At 53.3% G+C, this 16,050-nt stretch carries 11 protein-coding genes; 4 read left to right on the forward strand and 7 right to left on the reverse strand.

Annotation, left to right across the window (positions count from 1 at the left end; all coding sequences use genetic code 11):
* Positions 1-3 precede the first annotated feature (3 nt).
* The 4 genes from AC2T28_RS00145 to AC2T28_RS00160 all read right to left on the reverse strand — a co-directional run bounded on the left by AC2T28_RS00145 (position 4) and on the right by AC2T28_RS00160 (position 4,652).
* Complete coding sequence (locus AC2T28_RS00145) at positions 4-900, reverse strand: ABC transporter permease subunit (RefSeq protein WP_486746918.1); 897 nt, start codon at positions 898-900, stop codon at positions 4-6.
* Positions 900-1,907, reverse strand: coding sequence for an ABC transporter permease subunit (locus AC2T28_RS00150; protein WP_486746919.1), 1,008 nt, complete (start codon positions 1,905-1,907; stop codon positions 900-902). Before AC2T28_RS00150 ends, AC2T28_RS00145 begins: the two co-directional genes overlap by 1 nt.
* On the reverse strand, positions 1,907-3,001 hold the full coding sequence (locus tag AC2T28_RS00155; RefSeq protein WP_486746920.1) for a M24 family metallopeptidase: 1,095 nt from the start codon (positions 2,999-3,001) through the stop codon (positions 1,907-1,909). Before AC2T28_RS00155 ends, AC2T28_RS00150 begins: the two co-directional genes overlap by 1 nt.
* Before the next feature lie 67 nt (positions 3,002-3,068).
* Positions 3,069-4,652, reverse strand: coding sequence for an ABC transporter substrate-binding protein (locus tag AC2T28_RS00160; RefSeq protein ID WP_486746921.1), 1,584 nt, complete (start codon positions 4,650-4,652; stop codon positions 3,069-3,071).
* Positions 4,653-5,047: 395 nt separating this feature from the next.
* On the opposite strand from AC2T28_RS00160, the gene AC2T28_RS00165 reads away from it, so the two are divergent.
* Both AC2T28_RS00165 and AC2T28_RS00170 read left to right on the forward strand, forming a co-directional pair.
* Positions 5,048-5,314 (forward strand): metal-sensing transcriptional repressor, encoded by a 267-nt coding sequence (locus tag AC2T28_RS00165; protein WP_486746922.1) that lies wholly within the window; start codon positions 5,048-5,050, stop codon positions 5,312-5,314.
* A gap of 3 nt (positions 5,315-5,317) precedes the next feature.
* Positions 5,318-6,523: an MFS transporter gene (locus AC2T28_RS00170; RefSeq protein WP_486746923.1), complete on the forward strand. Its 1,206-nt coding sequence runs from the start codon at positions 5,318-5,320 to the stop codon at positions 6,521-6,523.
* On the opposite strand, the gene AC2T28_RS00175 is transcribed toward AC2T28_RS00170, so the two are convergent.
* Genes AC2T28_RS00175 through AC2T28_RS00185 form a run of 3 tightly spaced genes read right to left on the reverse strand, consistent with a single transcriptional unit; the run spans position 6,520 to position 11,308 of the window.
* On the reverse strand, positions 6,520-8,028 hold the full coding sequence (locus tag AC2T28_RS00175; RefSeq protein ID WP_486746924.1) for a SpoVR family protein: 1,509 nt from the start codon (positions 8,026-8,028) through the stop codon (positions 6,520-6,522). The genes AC2T28_RS00170 and AC2T28_RS00175 overlap by 4 nt on opposite strands.
* Complete coding sequence (locus tag AC2T28_RS00180) at positions 8,015-9,352, reverse strand: YeaH/YhbH family protein (protein ID WP_486746925.1); 1,338 nt, start codon at positions 9,350-9,352, stop codon at positions 8,015-8,017. Before AC2T28_RS00180 ends, AC2T28_RS00175 begins: the two co-directional genes overlap by 14 nt.
* Before the next feature lie 21 nt (positions 9,353-9,373).
* The gene (locus tag AC2T28_RS00185; protein ID WP_486746926.1) at positions 9,374-11,308 is read right to left on the reverse strand and encodes a PrkA family serine protein kinase; all 1,935 of its coding nucleotides are present in this window, start codon (positions 11,306-11,308) and stop codon (positions 9,374-9,376) included.
* A gap of 730 nt (positions 11,309-12,038) precedes the next feature.
* On the opposite strand from AC2T28_RS00185, the gene AC2T28_RS00190 reads away from it, so the two are divergent.
* Positions 12,039-14,573 (forward strand): Ig-like domain-containing protein, encoded by a 2,535-nt coding sequence (locus tag AC2T28_RS00190; protein ID WP_486746927.1) that lies wholly within the window; start codon positions 12,039-12,041, stop codon positions 14,571-14,573.
* Between the two features lie 77 nt (positions 14,574-14,650).
* Positions 14,651-15,952 carry a TolC family protein gene (locus AC2T28_RS00195; protein ID WP_486746928.1) on the forward strand — a complete coding sequence of 434 codons (1,302 nt, stop codon included), beginning with the start codon at positions 14,651-14,653 and terminating at the stop codon, positions 15,950-15,952.
* Positions 15,953-16,050: the final 98 nt, after the last annotated feature.

Below are 16,050 nucleotides of genomic sequence, written 5' to 3' on the forward strand. Positions count from 1 at the left end.
TCGTTAGCTCCGCTTTAGTTTCGGATCAAGCGCGTCACGTAGACCGTCGCCCATCAGGTTAATTGCCAGCACGGTCACCAGGATCGCCAGACCAGGCAGTGTTACCACCCACCAGGCACGCAGGATAAACTCACGCGATTCTGCCAGCATGGTGCCCCATTCCGGTGTGGGCGGTTGCGCCCCCATGCCCAGAAAGCCAAGCGCTGCAGCGTCCAGAATTGCAGTCGAGAACGACAAAGCGGCCTGTACGATAATCGGTGCCAGACAGTTGGGCAGAACAGTGACAAACATCAGTCGTCGCAGGCCTGCACCCGCAACTTGTGCCGACGTCACATAGTCCTTTTGCCGTTCAGCCAATACCGAAGCACGGGTCAGACGCACAAAATGCGGTTGGAACACGATGGCAATCGCAATCATCGCATTGGTCAGCGATGGCCCAAGAATGGCAACCAACACCAGCGCCAGTAGCAACGACGGGAATGCAAGAATGATGTCCATCACCCGCATGATGACTGAATCCAGCCAACGCGGAGCAAAGCCGGACAGCAGTCCGATGATGATACCACTCGATGCGGAAATGCTGACAACCACGATGCCAACGAAGAACGAATAGCGAGATCCGCTAATCAGCCGCGACAACATATCCCGGCCCAATGGATCAGTACCCAGTGGGAACGTCCAAGATCCACCCTCTTGCCAGACAGGCGGTTGCAAGATGAACTCGCGGAACTGCTCGGTTGGGTCAAATGGTGACAACCAAGGCGCAAAGGCAGCGCAGAAGACAAAGGCACAAAAGAACCAGAAGCCAAACACCGCACCACGGTTTTCGCGGAAATAATACCAGAATTCGCGCAGAGGACCGGGGCGTGTTGCCCCGTTTGAAGAAGTCACGTCGGTCATCACCGCTTCCTGATTTTTGGGTTGATGATGCCATAAAGCATATCAACAGTAAGGTTCACGATCATTACGATCACGGCAATCATTAGCAGGCCACCCTGCACCACCGGATAATCACGACGGAAGATGCTATCGACCATCCACTTGCCGATGCCCGGCCAGCTGAAAATAGTCTCGGTCAGGATCGCCCCCGCCAGCAATGTACCAACGGACAGGCCGATCACGGTAATCACCGGGATCAAGGCATTACGCAATGCATGCAAACCGTTGATGCGCGTTGGCGACAGCCCCTTAGCCTTGGCTGTGCGAATGTAGTCTTCACCCAGAACTTCAAGCATCGCCGAACGTGTCTGTCTTGCAATCACCGCCAGTGGGATCGTGCCCAAAACAATTGTCGGCAAGATCAAGTGACGCACGGCAGAAGTGAAAGCGCCAGACTGGCCCGACAGCAGGCTGTCGATCAGCATGAAACCAGTTACCGCATCGAAATAGAAAAGGAGGTCAATCCGACCAGACACCGGGGTCCACCCCAGATTGCCAGAAAACACGATAATCAGTAGCAGCGCCCACCAAAAAATCGGCATCGAATAACCAATCAGAGCTGAAGACATCAGCGCGCGGTCAAAGAATTTGCCACGGTTCACGGCAGCAATCACGCCAGCAGGCAAGCCCAGCAGAATGGCAAAAATCATCGCGCAGATCGCAAGTTCCATTGTGGCGGGGAACAGAGCAAAGAACTCATCCCAAACCGGTTTTTTGGTGACAAAGCTTTCGCCCAGATCCCCGTGCAACACACCGGTCAGATAGTCCCAGTATTGTTGCACCACGGGTTTATCAAAACCCAGTTTCACCACCATTTCCTGATAGCGTTCATCGGTCATGCCGCGTTCACCAGCCATGACAATGATAGGGTCCCCGGGCAGCACCCGGATAAAAGCAAAAGAGATCAGCGTTACACCAAAGAAGGTTGGCAAAAACGTGAGAAGACGGGAGAGCGTGTAACGAAACATCAGCGACCTACAATCATCAACTCTTTGGGGAATTGGGTGAGAGAACGGTACCCGTCCTCGGTGATCAACACGTCATCTTCAATGCGGACGCCAAACTTGCCTTCTTGGTACAGCCCAGGCTCATTGGTGTAGACAGTGCCCGCAGGCAGAACCTGATGGTTGCCGCGCATGACATAGGGAGCTTCATGCACGTCGCGCCCCAGCCCATGACCCGTTTTTGTGCGGATACGGTCGGCGTAAGGCGAAGCTTCCAGCACGCCGGTCACAACATCATCAATTTCATGGGCTGTCACACCGGCGCGGGTCATATCAAGGCCGGCCATGTTGGCCGCCAGCACAGTGTTGTAAACGTCGCGTGCCTCATCACTGGGCTCACCCACAAATACGGTACGGGTGATATCGGCTGCAAATCCATCTTTGCGACCACCAAAGTCAAACAGCAGCGGATCGCCTTCCTGCACTTTGTAGTCGCCAGCGTGGGCGTGTGGCATCGCTGAATTCGGCCCAGCAACCACGATGGGCGAGAACGCCATGCCCTCGGCCCCTTCAGCGAACAGCGCCTGGATTAGCGCGCTTTCGATTTCTTTTTCGGTCTGTCCTACGCGAACATCTTCAAGCACGCGGTGCAATGCGCGTTCGGACAGGGCAACTGCGGCTTCCAGCGCCGCAACGTCGGCGTCAGTCTTGATCATCCGCAACCCCGAGATTTCGACCTCGGCGTCAATGATTTCCAGCTCGGGTTGCGCCTGCTTCAACGCATGATGCACAAAAACCCGCATCACCTGGCCTTCGACAGCAAGCCGTTTCATCGGCATATGCTGCGCAAGGGCTGCAAAGGCATTCGAATAACCATCCTGATCACGCCAGTCGAACACTGCACCGTCAAAGCCAACCAGATCCCAAGAGCTCAGCTCAAGATTGGGAACGATAGCAGCAGCAGGGCCGTCAGCGGCAACGACCAGCACAAAGGGGCGTTCGTGGCTCATAAAAGTATGGCCCAGGGCGCGGGTGAAGTTTGGACCTGGAACCAGCGCCAGCGCATCAACAGCCAAAGATTTGGCCAACTGGCGATATTCGGCCAGAGAATTCGTCATAGTTTGTCTCCGGAAAGCATTAATGTGAACCGGGGCCCAATCTGGGCCCCGGTTCGATTAGGTTATCTTACTCGACTGAAACGCCGTAGAAGATGTGGCCGCCCAGTGGGTGGACCTTGTAACCGCTGACTTTAGTGCTCATTGGCATGTAAACAACCGAGTGAGCGATAGTGGCCCATGGAGCCTGCTCTTTGAACACTTCCTGAGCTTGCTCATACAGAGCAGTCCGCTCACCAGCATCAGTTACGATCTTGGCTTTCTGGATCAGGTCTTCGAACGGCTGGTGGCACCACTGTGCGCGGTTCGAAGCTTCACGTCCGTCACAACCCAGCAGAACTGCCATGAAGTTATCTGGATCGCCGTTGTCACCAGTCCAACCCAACAGTACAGCACCGTCACGGTTCAGATCTTTCGACCGCGACAGATACTCGCCCCACTCGTAGGATACGATTTCAACGGTCACACCAACCTTGGCGAAATCTGCCTGCAGCAGTTCAGCCATACGGCGGGCATTGGGGTTGTAAGGACGCTGAACTGGCATAGCCCAGATCTTCATCGACAGATCGGAAACGCCTTCAGCTTCCAGCATCGCCTTGGCTGCTTCTGGATCGTAGTTGTCGTCCTGAACAGCCTCGTTATAGCTCCACATGGTTGGTGGAATTGGGTTCTTGGCGATCTGGCCCGAACCCTGGAACACAACATCAATAATCGACTGCTTGTCGATCGCCATGTTCAGCGCGCGACGAACCTTTGGGTTATCGAACGGCGCCATGGTGGTGTTATACGCCAGATAACCAACGTTCAGGCCTTCCTGCTCCATCATAGTGATAGAGCTGTCGTCCTGCATCGCAGCAATGTCCGCTGGGTTTGGATAAGGCATCACGTGGCATTCGCCAGCCTTCAACTTCTGGTAGCGAACCGAAGCGTCAGGTGTGATCGCAAAGATCAGGTTGTCGATCTCGGCCTTGTCTTTCCAATACGCATCATGAGCCTGATAGCGGATGACCGCGTCTTTCTGGTAAGCAACAAAGGAGAACGGACCAGTGCCGATTGGCGCGGTGTTCATTGCTTCTGGTGTACCAGCAGCCAGCATGGCTTCGCCGTACTCAGCAGACATGATCGATGCAAAGTCCATCGCCATGTTGGCAACAAACGGAGCTTCGGGGCGTGTCAGGGTGAACTTGACGGTATAGTCGTCCACTTTCTCGATCGAACCGATCAGGTCCGGCATCGACATACCCGAGAAGTATTCCCAAGTGCCGCCCGATACTTTGTTGTACGGGTGGTCTTCCAGGCGCTGACGCTCGAACGAGAAAATCACGTCATCTGCGTTGAAGTCACGGCTTGGCGTGAACGCATCGTTGGAGTGGAACTTAACACCCTGACGCAGCTTGAACGTATAAGTCAGACCGTCGTCGCTGGCTTCTACGCTTTCGGCCAGACCAGGGATTACGTTGGTCGTGCCAGTTTCGAATTCCAGCAGGCGGTTGTAGATCGGATGCGAAGAGGCATCAAAGGTAGTACCCGCTGTAAACAGCGCAGGGTCAAAACCCTCGGGCGATCCTTCGGAACAATAAACTAACGTGCTGGCAAAGGCGGAACTGGTGCTCAGCGCCAATGCACCGGCTGCCATCAAAAACCTAGCTTTCATTTTCAACTCCCATTTATTTTTTATCGCCAAAACCTTGTGCACTAGCGAAAAGGTCGCCTCAAAAATAGGCACGGAATCGCTATTTCTGTTGAAAACAGCGATTTTCCACCCGAACCCAGTGCCAAGTTTTGACTACGTTCATATTGTATCCAATCTACGATCCGTACTGTCAATGCGCGTTCGATACCAAGCCGAGCACACTGAGCAGCCAGAGAGCGAGCGCTAACAACGGCTTATTTTCAACCACTTGAACCCAGACAGATGGTGAATTTTCGACAACTGTGCGACCAGATCGTAAAAAAAAATTCGGTTACGACCGTTTTTTCGGGGTTCTTTTTTTACCCGATCGGTGATCATGCACTTGACCATATCCTCCCCAGGGGGATACCTAAACCATGCCCGAAGCTCACAAACACAATTCTCACCCGCGAATCTCGGCACGCTTAAAACGTGCAAATGGTCATCTTGCAGCTGTCATCTCTATGATAGATGAAAGTCGCCCCTGCACAGAAATCGCACAGCAATTGCAAGCCGTCGAAAAGGCAATCACCAATGCCAAGCGCGCGCTGATCTTTGACCATATCGATCACTGCCTTGATACGAATGAAGACCGCCAGATTGCCGACACCAAAAATTTCAAAGACATATCTAGGTATTTATAGTTGATGCTGAGCGTTCTCAAAAACCGGACCTATCGCCACCTGTTCGCCGCGCAGTTGATCGCTGTCATGGGAACTGGGCTGGCCACAATTGCCCTGGCGCTACTCGCCTATGATTTGGCCGGAGATCAGGCCGGGCTGGTTTTAGGGACTGCATTGACCATCAAGATGGTCAGCTATGTCACCATCGCCCCCATTGCGTCAGCCTTAGCCGAGGGACGGCCACGGAAAGTATGGTTGGTCAGCCTTGATTTAATCCGCGCCAGCGTCGCCCTAGCCTTACCCTTTGCTGATCAGATTTGGCACATCTATGTACTGATTTTTCTGCTGCAGGCTTCATCTGCGGGCTTCACCCCAGCCTTTCAAGCCTCAATCCCTGATGTTCTGACTGACGAAGACGACTATACCAACGCCTTGTCTCTGTCCCGGTTGGCTTATGATCTGGAAAGCCTTCTGTCGCCAGCGCTTGCAGCGGCCCTGCTTACCGTCATGGCCTTTGGCACCTTGTTCTTTGGCACGGCACTTGGATTTATGGCGTCAGCTCTGTTGGTTCTTTCAATAACCCTGCCCTCTCCCAACCCAACCAAAAGGCGCAATATCCTCGACCGCACCACCCGTGGAACAAGGCTATATCTGCAAACGCCACGTCTCCGAGGCCTGCTCGGCCTGTCGCTTTGTGCAGCGGCGGTCAGCTCTATGGTATTCGTCAATACAGTTGTGCTGGTACGTAGTGAACTGAACTTGGGCGAGAACATTGTAGCCTGGGTTCTGGCGAGCTTTGGAATGGGCTCGATGTTGGCGGCCGTAGCCCTGCCAAGACTGCTGGGAAGCTACCCCGACCGTCGCGTCATGTTTATGGGCGCGATATTGGCCATTTCCGCCCAAGGATTGCTGGCTCTACACACTGAACTGGTCGGATTATCTTTACTGCCACTGCTGGCCTCCTGGCTGATCACAGGAATTGGCTATTCTACGATTCAAACACCATCAGGACGTCTCTTACGCCGCTCTGTACGGCCCGCAGATCGCCCGGCAATATTTGCCGCACAATTCACGCTCTCGCATGGCTGTTGGTTGCTAACCTATCCTATTGCCGGCTGGCTAATGTCCCACTACGGAACCGCCTACGCGTTGTGGGGTTTGACAGGAATATCAGTAGCAGGTGTTGTTTTTGCCCGACTTCAATGGCCAGCAAAAAAACAGATCCACTAGTCACTTTCTCTAGTGCTCATCTCCACTTCGTACCCCCACAACGTTCTCGCATGTTTTAGAACTTCGTTCCGATTGTCCGCATCAAGCTGAATGCCGTTGCGAACCAGGTGGGTCAGTTTCAGTTCGCGATCCCCACGTAAATCAACATCAGTCACCTGAATATCCGGCTCAAGGTAAGCGAGATCATATGACCGAGCGAGATCACGGCGTATATTACGATAGCCTGCACGATTGTGGATTTGACTGACCACCAAATTGGGATTGTCTTCATCATTGGTCAGGGTGAACATCTTGAACTTTCGGATCAAGTGCGGCGACAAAAACTGCTGGATAAAACTCTCGTCCCGATAATTGGCCCAAGCCTGCCGAAGCACCCCACGCCAATCAGGATCACCTGCAAAATCTGGGAACCAATTCTGATCCTCTTTGGTCGGGGCCTCACATATTCGCCGAATATCCTGCATCATGGCAAATCCCAGCGCATAGGGGTTGATGCCACTGTAACGCGGGTCGTCATACTCGGGCTGCAGCACCACATTGGTATGACTATGCATCATCTCCATAAGAGCGCCCTGCGTCAGCCTTCCCTGCTGAAACAGCTTATTGATGATGTAGTAATGTACAAAGGTCGCGCAGCCCTCGTTCATTACTTTGGTTTGCTTTTGCGGATACAGATATTGCGCCAAGCTGCGAACGATACGCAGGGTCTCACGTTGCCATGGCTGGAGGATAGGGCTGTTCTTCTCAAGGAAATACAGAATGTTTTCCTGAGGCAGATTCAATTCCTTTTGGCGCTTGGCAATTGCGGGATCGTCATCACCGCTCCCATCGTCCTCACGGCGCATGGTGTTGTCGGTCCACAAGTCCAACAGGCTTTGGCTACTTTCATACCCGTCGCGCACACGCTGCATCGCTTGTTTTTCTGCCACCGTGGGTTGGGGCGGGCGACCATAGCGAAACACGCCTTGGGCCTGCATCGAATGGGCCGCATCCAACACCTCTTCGACGGCATCCAACCCATAGCGCTCTTCGCAGGCTGATATATAGTTCTTTGCAAAGGCCAAATAATCGTGAATACCCGCAGCATCTGTCCACTGTTGGAACAGGTAGTTGTTCTTGAAGAAATGATTATGCCCAAAGGCCGCATGCGCCATGACCAGCGACTGCATAGCCATGGTGTTTTCTTCCATATTATAGCTAATGCAGGGATTGGAGTTGATGACAATCTCATATGCCAACCCCTGGCGCCCGGTGCGATACAGCGCCTCATCACGGGCAAAGTGTTTGCCAAAAGACCAGTGCTGATACATCAGCGGCATCCCCGCACAGGAATAGGCATCCAACATCTGCTCGGACGAGATGATCTCAATCTGATTGGGGTAAACATCCAGCCCTAAGTCTTCCAACGCTATTTCTTCAATTGCGTCCCGCGTCTTTTCGAGCAGCTCGAACGTCCATTCCGGACCATCAAACAACACCCTCGAAGAGGTCTTATCCGCCTGCATGCTTGGCCCCTTTTATTTTTGGAAGGAAAAACTCTCGGAAGATTGGGTAGATATGTGAGGGTAGCGACACGCGCTGCATCTCAAAATGCGGCACCTGCTCCCGGACCTGGCGATAAGCCTGCCACAGGTCTTCGCCTGCTTCAGCGTTGGTCAGCAGCATGTCGGCCTCTTCATCGACAATTTCGACATAGGCATAGAACTGACAAACGGGTAACAGATCCTCCAATAGCAGAGACTTACAGCGCAGTGAGTCATTGCCAAAATTCTCACCATCCGAAGCCTGGGCACCATATATGTTCCATTCATCTGTTGGAAATCGCTCGGCTATGACTTCCTTCATCTTCTCCAGCGCAGTCGAGACAATTGTCCCGCCAGTTTCGCGCGCATAAAAGAATGTCTCCTCATCCACCTCTTGAGCCTGGTGTGTATGGCGAATGAACACAATTTCCGTATGTTCGTATCCCCGTGTCAAAAACAGATGCAGCAACAGGAAGAACCGTTTGGCCAGATCCTTTTCGCGCTCTTGCATAGAGCCGGAGACATCCATCAAGCAGAACACAACTGCCTTGGAGTTGCGGATTTTCTCGGGCACGAAAGTATCGAACCGCAGATCCAGCGGATCGATATAGCCAACCACCCGGCGCTTGCGCTCAAGTACATCCAGCCGATCCTGCAAATCCTTTAGCATCAACTTTTGCGTCTCGGTAAGCGGCTCTTTCAACTTCAGCTCATCAATCTGTTTTACCAGCTCTTGCTGATCCGACAACGACGGTCGTTGCAGAGCAATTCGGCGCCCCAACGAATTACGCATTGTGCGTACTAAGTTCAGATTGTTCGGGGAACCGGCAGTTGTAAGCCCCGCGCGCCGTGTCCCGATCGTGAGTGTTTCAAAGGTATTCTTCTCAACCAGGTCTGGCAGCTCCAGTCCATCAAACAGAATTTCCAGGTATTCGTCCTGAGTAAGGGTAAAAGAGAATTCATCATCGCCATCGCCATCTTCCGATGCCTTGCGCCCCCCCTGCCCTGCTCCGCCTTGCGGCCGTGGTATAGTGTCACCAACCACAAACTCTTTATTTCCTGGCAAAACATGTTGCCGTTGACCACCCGTCGCAGCATGGGCCCACCGTGGCTCTTTTAGGCCCTTGGCGGGGATTGTTACTTTTTCGCCCTCACTGTCTTCTCCCCCGTCCTGCTGTAGCGTCCTGCCACGCACCGAGCGGTCGACACGTTCCTTAATATTTTCTCGGGCTCGGCGCAGGAACCTTTGTCGATTACCGAGACTTTTGCCCTTGGGGTTGCGGCGCCTGTCGATGAAGTGATGCATCAGATCACGGACCTTTCCCTGTTACCCCGCCTTGTTGACCCGCATGTACCACTCAACCAGCCGACGCACTTGGCGATCGGTATATCCATGGCTGCGCATGCGTTCGACAAATTCCAGGTGCTTGCCTTCGGTTTTACTGTCTTTCTTGCTGCCGAAACTGATCACTGGCAGCAGCTCTTCGACTTGGCTGAACATATGGCGCTCGATCACATCTCGAAGCTTCTCGTACGAATTCCACGCCGGATTGCTGCCGGTATTGGCACGATGGCGAAGTGCAAATTTAACCACTTCGTTGCGGAAATCTTTGGGGTTGGCTATGCCAACCGGCTTCTCGATCTTGCTTAACTCACCATCCAAAATGTCACGATCATAGAGCTGACCCGTATCAGGGTCTTTGAAGTCCTGTTCTTCAATCCAGGCGTCTGCGTATGAAATATATCGATCAAACACGTTCTGACCGTATTCCGAATAACTCTCTAGATAAGCCTTTTGGATTTCGTTGCCGATGAATTCCTCATAGCGAGGAGCAAGCTCTGTTTTGATGAACTCCAGATACTGTGTCTCGGTTTCAGGTGGGAACTGCTCGCGTTTAATCATCTGCTCTAACACAAACATCAGATGCACCGGATCCGCAGCCAGTTCTTCGGTGTCAAAATTGAAAACAGAACTGAGCACCTTGAATGCAAACCGGGTAGAGACCCCAGTCATGCCTTCATCTACACCAGCACGGTCCTGATATTCCTGCACGGTTTTGGCCTTGGGGTCGGTATCTTTCAAGCTTTCGCCGTCATAGACCCGCATTTTTGAGTAGAGGTTCGAATTCTCATGCAGTTTCAGCCGCGACAACACCGAGAACCGGCTGAGAATCTTGAGAGTTTCCGGGGCGCAAGGCGCAGATTTCAGCTCGCTGTTATGGAGCAGCTTTTCGTAAATCATTGCTTCTTCGCCGACGCGCAAGCAGTAGGGCACCTTGACGATACTAACGCGATCAATAAACGCCTCGTTATTCTTATTGTTCTTAAAATTCTGCCATTCGCTTTCGTTCGAATGTGCCAAAATCAATCCATTGAACGGGATCGCACCAAAGCTTTCGGTGCCCATGTAATTGCCTTCTTGGGTGGCAGTCAGCAAAGGATGCAGCATCTTGATCGGCGCCTTGAACATCTCGACAAATTCCATGACGCCTTGGGTCGACCGATTAAGCCCACCCGAGAAGCTATAGGCATCCGGATTATCCTGGCTGAAATGCTCCAACATGCGGATATCAACCTTGCCCACCAGCGTCGAAATATCCTGGTTGTTCTCATCTCCCGGCTCCACTTTGGCGACACAAATCCGGCGCAATCGTGAGGGATGTATACGCACCACAGAAAACCGATTGATATCCCCCTCAAACTCATCCAGCCGCAACACCGCCCACGGCGACATCAACCCCGGCAACCGATGGGGGGCGATACCATATTCCTTTTCCAGTATTTTACCCATGCGAACTGGATCGAACAAACACAGCGGAGATTCAAAAATGGGCGAGACCTTATCTCCCGCCTTTAATACATATATCGGCTCTTCCTCGATCAAGCGCTTCAGCCGCTCTGCCAAAGACGACTTACCCCCGCCGACCGGCCCAAGCAAATAAAGGATTTGCTTGCGCTCTTCTAACCCCTGCGCAGCATAACGAAAGAAACCAACGATACGTTCAATCGTGTCTTCCATTCCATAAAAATCTTGGAAAGACGCGTAGCGTTTAATCGTACGGTTTTGAAAAATTGGGCCCAGCCGAGAGTCCTTGGAGGTATCAACAAGCTCTTCCTTGCCAATCGCCTTGAGCATACGCTCTGCGACATTTGCATAAAGGCTTGGATCCTCTCGACACCCATTCAAATAATCCTGCAATGACATTTCTTGTTCACGCGTTTCGCCGTACTGCTCGGCAAAAAGTTCGGCAAGGTCTTTCATTTCAAACTGGCCTCCTAGATTGCGACTGCCCTTGTCGGGTAGAAACCTGCGCGGACATCACCAGCCACCTACAGAGCCGAAGTTGTCTGCATCATTATTTTGTCTAAATCTGCTCGGTGCCGGAATCGGCTAACGACGTTCTGAAGGCTGCTCAATTGGCAGTGTCCTACGTGCGAAACTGGTCTTAGGGAGCGCGCTTTTGCGTCTGAAACCTTACACCGTGTAACGCAGACCATACTAACTACAATTGGTGTGTTTTTCCCTAATTGCCACAAAGTTTTAATCGAACAAGCGTTCACTTTAGAGCGACCATTACTCTGGCTTCATTTTGGGCAGATAGCGCATCGGCTCACCCGTGCACAGATCCATTGATCCAAGAACAACGATACCGTTCTTCGAGTTGTTCGTCTCAGGCTTTTACCGGTCCGCAAATCAACGTCGCCACATAAAGGCCCAGTTTGAGCCGCAATCTCCGCTGCCGTTAACAATTTATTAACCAACGTCAAAAACGGGTGGGGGTTTCATCGATGCATCTACAAATATGAGGCATCGAAGTCACATTTCCCTCTGCTTTCGGTTAGTGAACCCTGCCCTAAGTATGGACAACTGCCTTAAAATCGCCCCATAGTGTGCCTTAATGAGCCGCATAAGACGGCATTAGAACAGTAAAACATCAGGCACCTAGGCAGTTAATGCTGCTATTTTAGGTAAATTAGCGAGCGGTAACATAATGAGCACTGTCGGATACATCGTCCGTGATATGACGGGCACTAAGCAGCATGGCAATTTTGCCGAAGGCACCCCCGCCAAAATCGATACAACGCTTTCAAAAGACATTTCCCTGAATCTCAGGCCCTCGGATGTGGAAAGCTACGCCCGACGCGGACATGATCTTCATGTTACTTTGGCCAATGGTGAAACCCTTATTCTAGATGGCTTCTATGATGTCGGAGCCACGGGTGGCAAAAACCTGTTCCTAAGCCAGGACGGTGAATTCATCGAGGTGGTTCTGGAAGACCGTGCCTCAGGCATGCTTTTTGCGTCATACGAACCTTTGGATTTGACCGGAAAATGGAGCGCCTATGATGACATGGTGTTCCTGGACATCGACCGCATTGAACCAGTTGTTGCACCTCTTGTAGCTGCACCGCTGCTAGGTGGAGCCGGCGCTGCAGGTGCCGCTGTAGTTGGTGGTGCTGCCCTTGTTGGCGGCGTTGCTGGCGGTGGTGGCGGCGGCGGCGGAGACACCACAGCACCAACCGTTGATATCACTTCGGGCACCCAATCCACCGGTGACATTGTCAACGCAGACGAGCACAGCAATAATCCTGTCATCGAAGGCACCGGTGAACCGGGTGCCACGGTAACACTGGAAATTAACGGCACCACACGTAGCACAACTGTTGCAGATGATGGCAGCTGGTCTATCGCCTTTGACAGCAGCGAAATTTTGACCGGTGAGTACACCACTGACATTACAATCACGACAACGGATGAGGCAGGCAACAGCACGACTTCAACTGATGTCTTGGTTGTTGATACAGTTGCACCGCCAATTGGGGTTGATACCGTCGAAAATGACGACGTTATCAATGCCGCCGAAGCGTCTGATGGCGTTACCTTGACCGGTACCGGAGAGGCCGGAGCCTCCATCGAAGTGACATTCCAGGGCGTGACACAAACCACCACCGTTGCCAACAATGGCACATGGTCAGTAAGCTATGCCGCCTCTTCGATTGCATCGGGCACCTATGACAGCACTGTCAGCGTGACCAGTGTTGATGCCGCGGGCAACAGCTCGACCACAACCCACACCGTCACAGTTGATACCGAAGCCCCAGCGCTCGGCATAAACGTTGTCGAAAGCGACAACGTCATCAACGCTGCCGAAGCGTCTGATGGCATTACCTTGACCGGTACCGGAGAGGCCGGCGCTTCGATCGAAGTGACATTCCAGGGCGAAACCCGGACCACAACCGTTGCCAGCAATGGCACATGGTCGGTGAACTACGCGGCGTCATCCATTACTTCTGGCACCTATGACAGCACTGTCAGCGTGACCAGCATGGATGCAGCAGGCAACAGCTCCACAACCACACGGACTGTCACAGTTGATACCGAAACCGCCGTTTCCTTGAACAGTTCGGTCACCGCCGACAATGTCATCAACGCCACCGAGCAAAACGCAGGCGTTACCCTTAACGGAACGGCCGAGGCCGGAGCCAGTGTTGTGGTAACACTTGGGTCGGTTAGCCACACTGTTACCGCCGACTCCAGCGGCAACTGGTCGTCCACGTTCAGCAGTTCCGAAATCACTTCGGGTACATATGATGCGAACATCACCGCAGTAGCCACCGATGCGGCAGGCAACACTGCAACAACAACCGGCACCGTTGCAATCGACACCAGCACCTTTGCCAGCATTGATGGCAGCCGTGCAGGTGGAGACAACACTGTCAGCATGGCAGAATCTCAAGCTGGCGTTACCCTCACAGGCACCTCCGAAGTTGGGTCATCTGTAGTTGTAACTGTTGCTGGCGTCGCCCGTACGGCAACAGTCGACGGCTCCGGCAACTGGTCCGTCCTCTACGAGGCTGGGTCGATCGCAGACGGTGAATATGACACCACCGTTAGCGTCACTGCCACCGACGCTGCTGGTAATAGCTATACAACATCCGAAACCCTGTCGGTTGATACTTTTGTCGAAAATCCGGGCGTGGATTCCGTTACCTTTAGTTCAGGTGACGTGCGCCGCATCGCCACCGAGGGCTTTACCGACAGCTACACAGTGAATGCGCTCGAAAGCGACGGAAGTGTAACCACCCCCGCCTCGACCCAAACTGTGGACCGTGTGTTTGGAACCGAATTCACATTCAACACTCCAATCTCGGACGGAACCCACTTGGTCGTGACCAGCGAGGATTCCGTCGGCAACAACTCGAGCACCCTATTGGTGCTGGAAGACAACGCGACGGAAGTGGGCTCGGCTGATCATGCAGGCCTTTCGCAGTTCAACGTTGACGCGCTGAACCTCGATTATGCGGCAGACGTGAACCTGACCCTGACCGAAGCCGACATCAATGCTCTGTCCGACAACTCGAACACTGTAACAATCCACGGCGGCAATGACGACACCGTCACAGTGACCGGGGCGACCAACACAGGCACCACCCGGACGATCGATGGCGAGACCTATGACGTCTACACCATCGGCGACGACGGCACGACTTTGGTTGTTGAAGACGACATTACCGTAATCATCTGATCGTCTTGCTTGGCAGCGCTGTTCGTGCTGCCAAGCACAACCACGCGCCTATTGGCGTATTCTTACAAGAGGGCGGAATGCATTTGGGACGACATATCAGCGCGATAGCACTGTTATGCAGCCTGTCTGCCTGTGCAGATACGCTTCCTTTCCTGGGCTCCGCAAACTCTGACACCCCCCCTAACGAACCCACCAGCAGCTTTGTTCAATCCGATAGCGAACAAGGGTCAGAGGTCATTGCGACCTTGCTTGACCGTCGATCTCTGCTTGAAGAGGGAAGTACGTACAACACTGTGGGAACAGCAGCGATTGAAGCTTCTGCCCGCTCCTCCGAAGCTGAACTCACCAGTGCAAAGCTGCGCGCAGAAGCCAAGTCAAAGAACTGGCTTCCTACAATCGGGCCATCAGTAAGCCTGACTGATCTTGGGGATGTAGTCGCCGGAATACTGATCGAACAGGTGCTATTCGATAATGGCCGCCGCAAGGCTGAACGCGAGTTTGCTGCCGCAGATGTCGAAGTTGCCGCGGTAAATCTGTCGATCGACATGAACGACCGGGTGGAAACAGCTGTAGCACTTTATGTTGCTGGTTTGCGCGGCGATGAGAAGGCGGCGTTGGGCAGCCGCGCCCTTACCCGGATGAGTGAATTCCAACGGATCGTCAGTGGCCGGGTAGACGGCGGCGTATCCGATCGGGCTGACCTTCGTGTCGTGCAAAGTAAAGTCGATGGTATGCAATCAGCGCGCGCCACAGCCCACGAAGCTGCGACAACGTCTCGCGCCGAGCTAAAGGCCATGACCGGGCAAGAGTTTGCAACGGCACCAACACAGCTGAGCCTGGGCACACCGCCTGAGGGCAGCAACTTCCTGACCGTTTTAAAGGCCAGTGCCGAAGCAACCCGTTCAGTGGCTCAGACCAAAATGGATCGGGCCGGGCTTTTGCCACAGATTTCGGCTGCCGGTAATGCCACAACCGATGGCTCTGGTGCCGGCCTGACGTTGGATCTGGCAACGCCACTGGGATTGGGCACTCCAGCTATGCTCAAGGCCATCGAATCCGCGCGCGAGACAGCTCAACGACTGGTTGCCGAGGCCGAAGAAGATGCCCGCCGCAATTACAGCCGCCAAACCCAGCGGCTAGCCTCGTATCGTCGTCAAGAAGCAGAAGCCGCCGACCTTGCCCGCAGCAGCCGCGAAACATACCGTTTGTTCCAGGCACAGTTCGAAGCAGGTCAACGCTCGGTTTTGGATGTTGTCTCCATCTATGAGGAATGGGTTCAACGTGAAATGGCTCATATTGACGCTAAATACGAAGTTGTCCTGATACAGTTAGAGCTCGCTCGTGACCTTGGCATTCTAGCGGATGGAGATGCGATTTGACCGAGCATCATGATCCCAAAAACCTCTCGTTGGGCAAGATCGCAGCCAGCGGTGCAAATGTTATCAAGCTGGCCCGTACGGTCACTCAGAATATCGGA

The sequence above is a fragment of the Parasedimentitalea nitratireducens genome, assembly GCF_057444295.1.

Excerpts from the sequence above, each read along its gene's own strand:
- AC2T28_RS00145 (WP_486746918.1), bottom strand. The coding sequence starts at position 900 with ATGACCGACGTGACTTCTTCAAACGGGGCAACACGCCCCGGTCCTCTG.
- AC2T28_RS00150 (WP_486746919.1), bottom strand. The coding sequence starts at position 1,907 with ATGTTTCGTTACACGCTCTCCCGTCTTCTCACGTTTTTGCCAACCTTC.
- AC2T28_RS00155 (WP_486746920.1), bottom strand. The coding sequence starts at position 3,001 with ATGACGAATTCTCTGGCCGAATATCGCCAGTTGGCCAAATCTTTGGCT.
- AC2T28_RS00160 (WP_486746921.1), bottom strand. The coding sequence starts at position 4,652 with ATGAAAGCTAGGTTTTTGATGGCAGCCGGTGCATTGGCGCTGAGCACC.
- AC2T28_RS00165 (WP_486746922.1), top strand. The coding sequence starts at position 5,048 with ATGCCCGAAGCTCACAAACACAATTCTCACCCGCGAATCTCGGCACGC.
- AC2T28_RS00170 (WP_486746923.1), top strand. The coding sequence starts at position 5,318 with ATGCTGAGCGTTCTCAAAAACCGGACCTATCGCCACCTGTTCGCCGCG.
- AC2T28_RS00175 (WP_486746924.1), bottom strand. The coding sequence starts at position 8,028 with ATGCAGGCGGATAAGACCTCTTCGAGGGTGTTGTTTGATGGTCCGGAA.
- AC2T28_RS00180 (WP_486746925.1), bottom strand. The coding sequence starts at position 9,352 with ATGCATCACTTCATCGACAGGCGCCGCAACCCCAAGGGCAAAAGTCTC.
- AC2T28_RS00185 (WP_486746926.1), bottom strand. The coding sequence starts at position 11,308 with ATGAAAGACCTTGCCGAACTTTTTGCCGAGCAGTACGGCGAAACGCGT.
- AC2T28_RS00190 (WP_486746927.1), top strand. The coding sequence starts at position 12,039 with ATGAGCACTGTCGGATACATCGTCCGTGATATGACGGGCACTAAGCAG.
- AC2T28_RS00195 (WP_486746928.1), top strand. The coding sequence starts at position 14,651 with ATGCATTTGGGACGACATATCAGCGCGATAGCACTGTTATGCAGCCTG.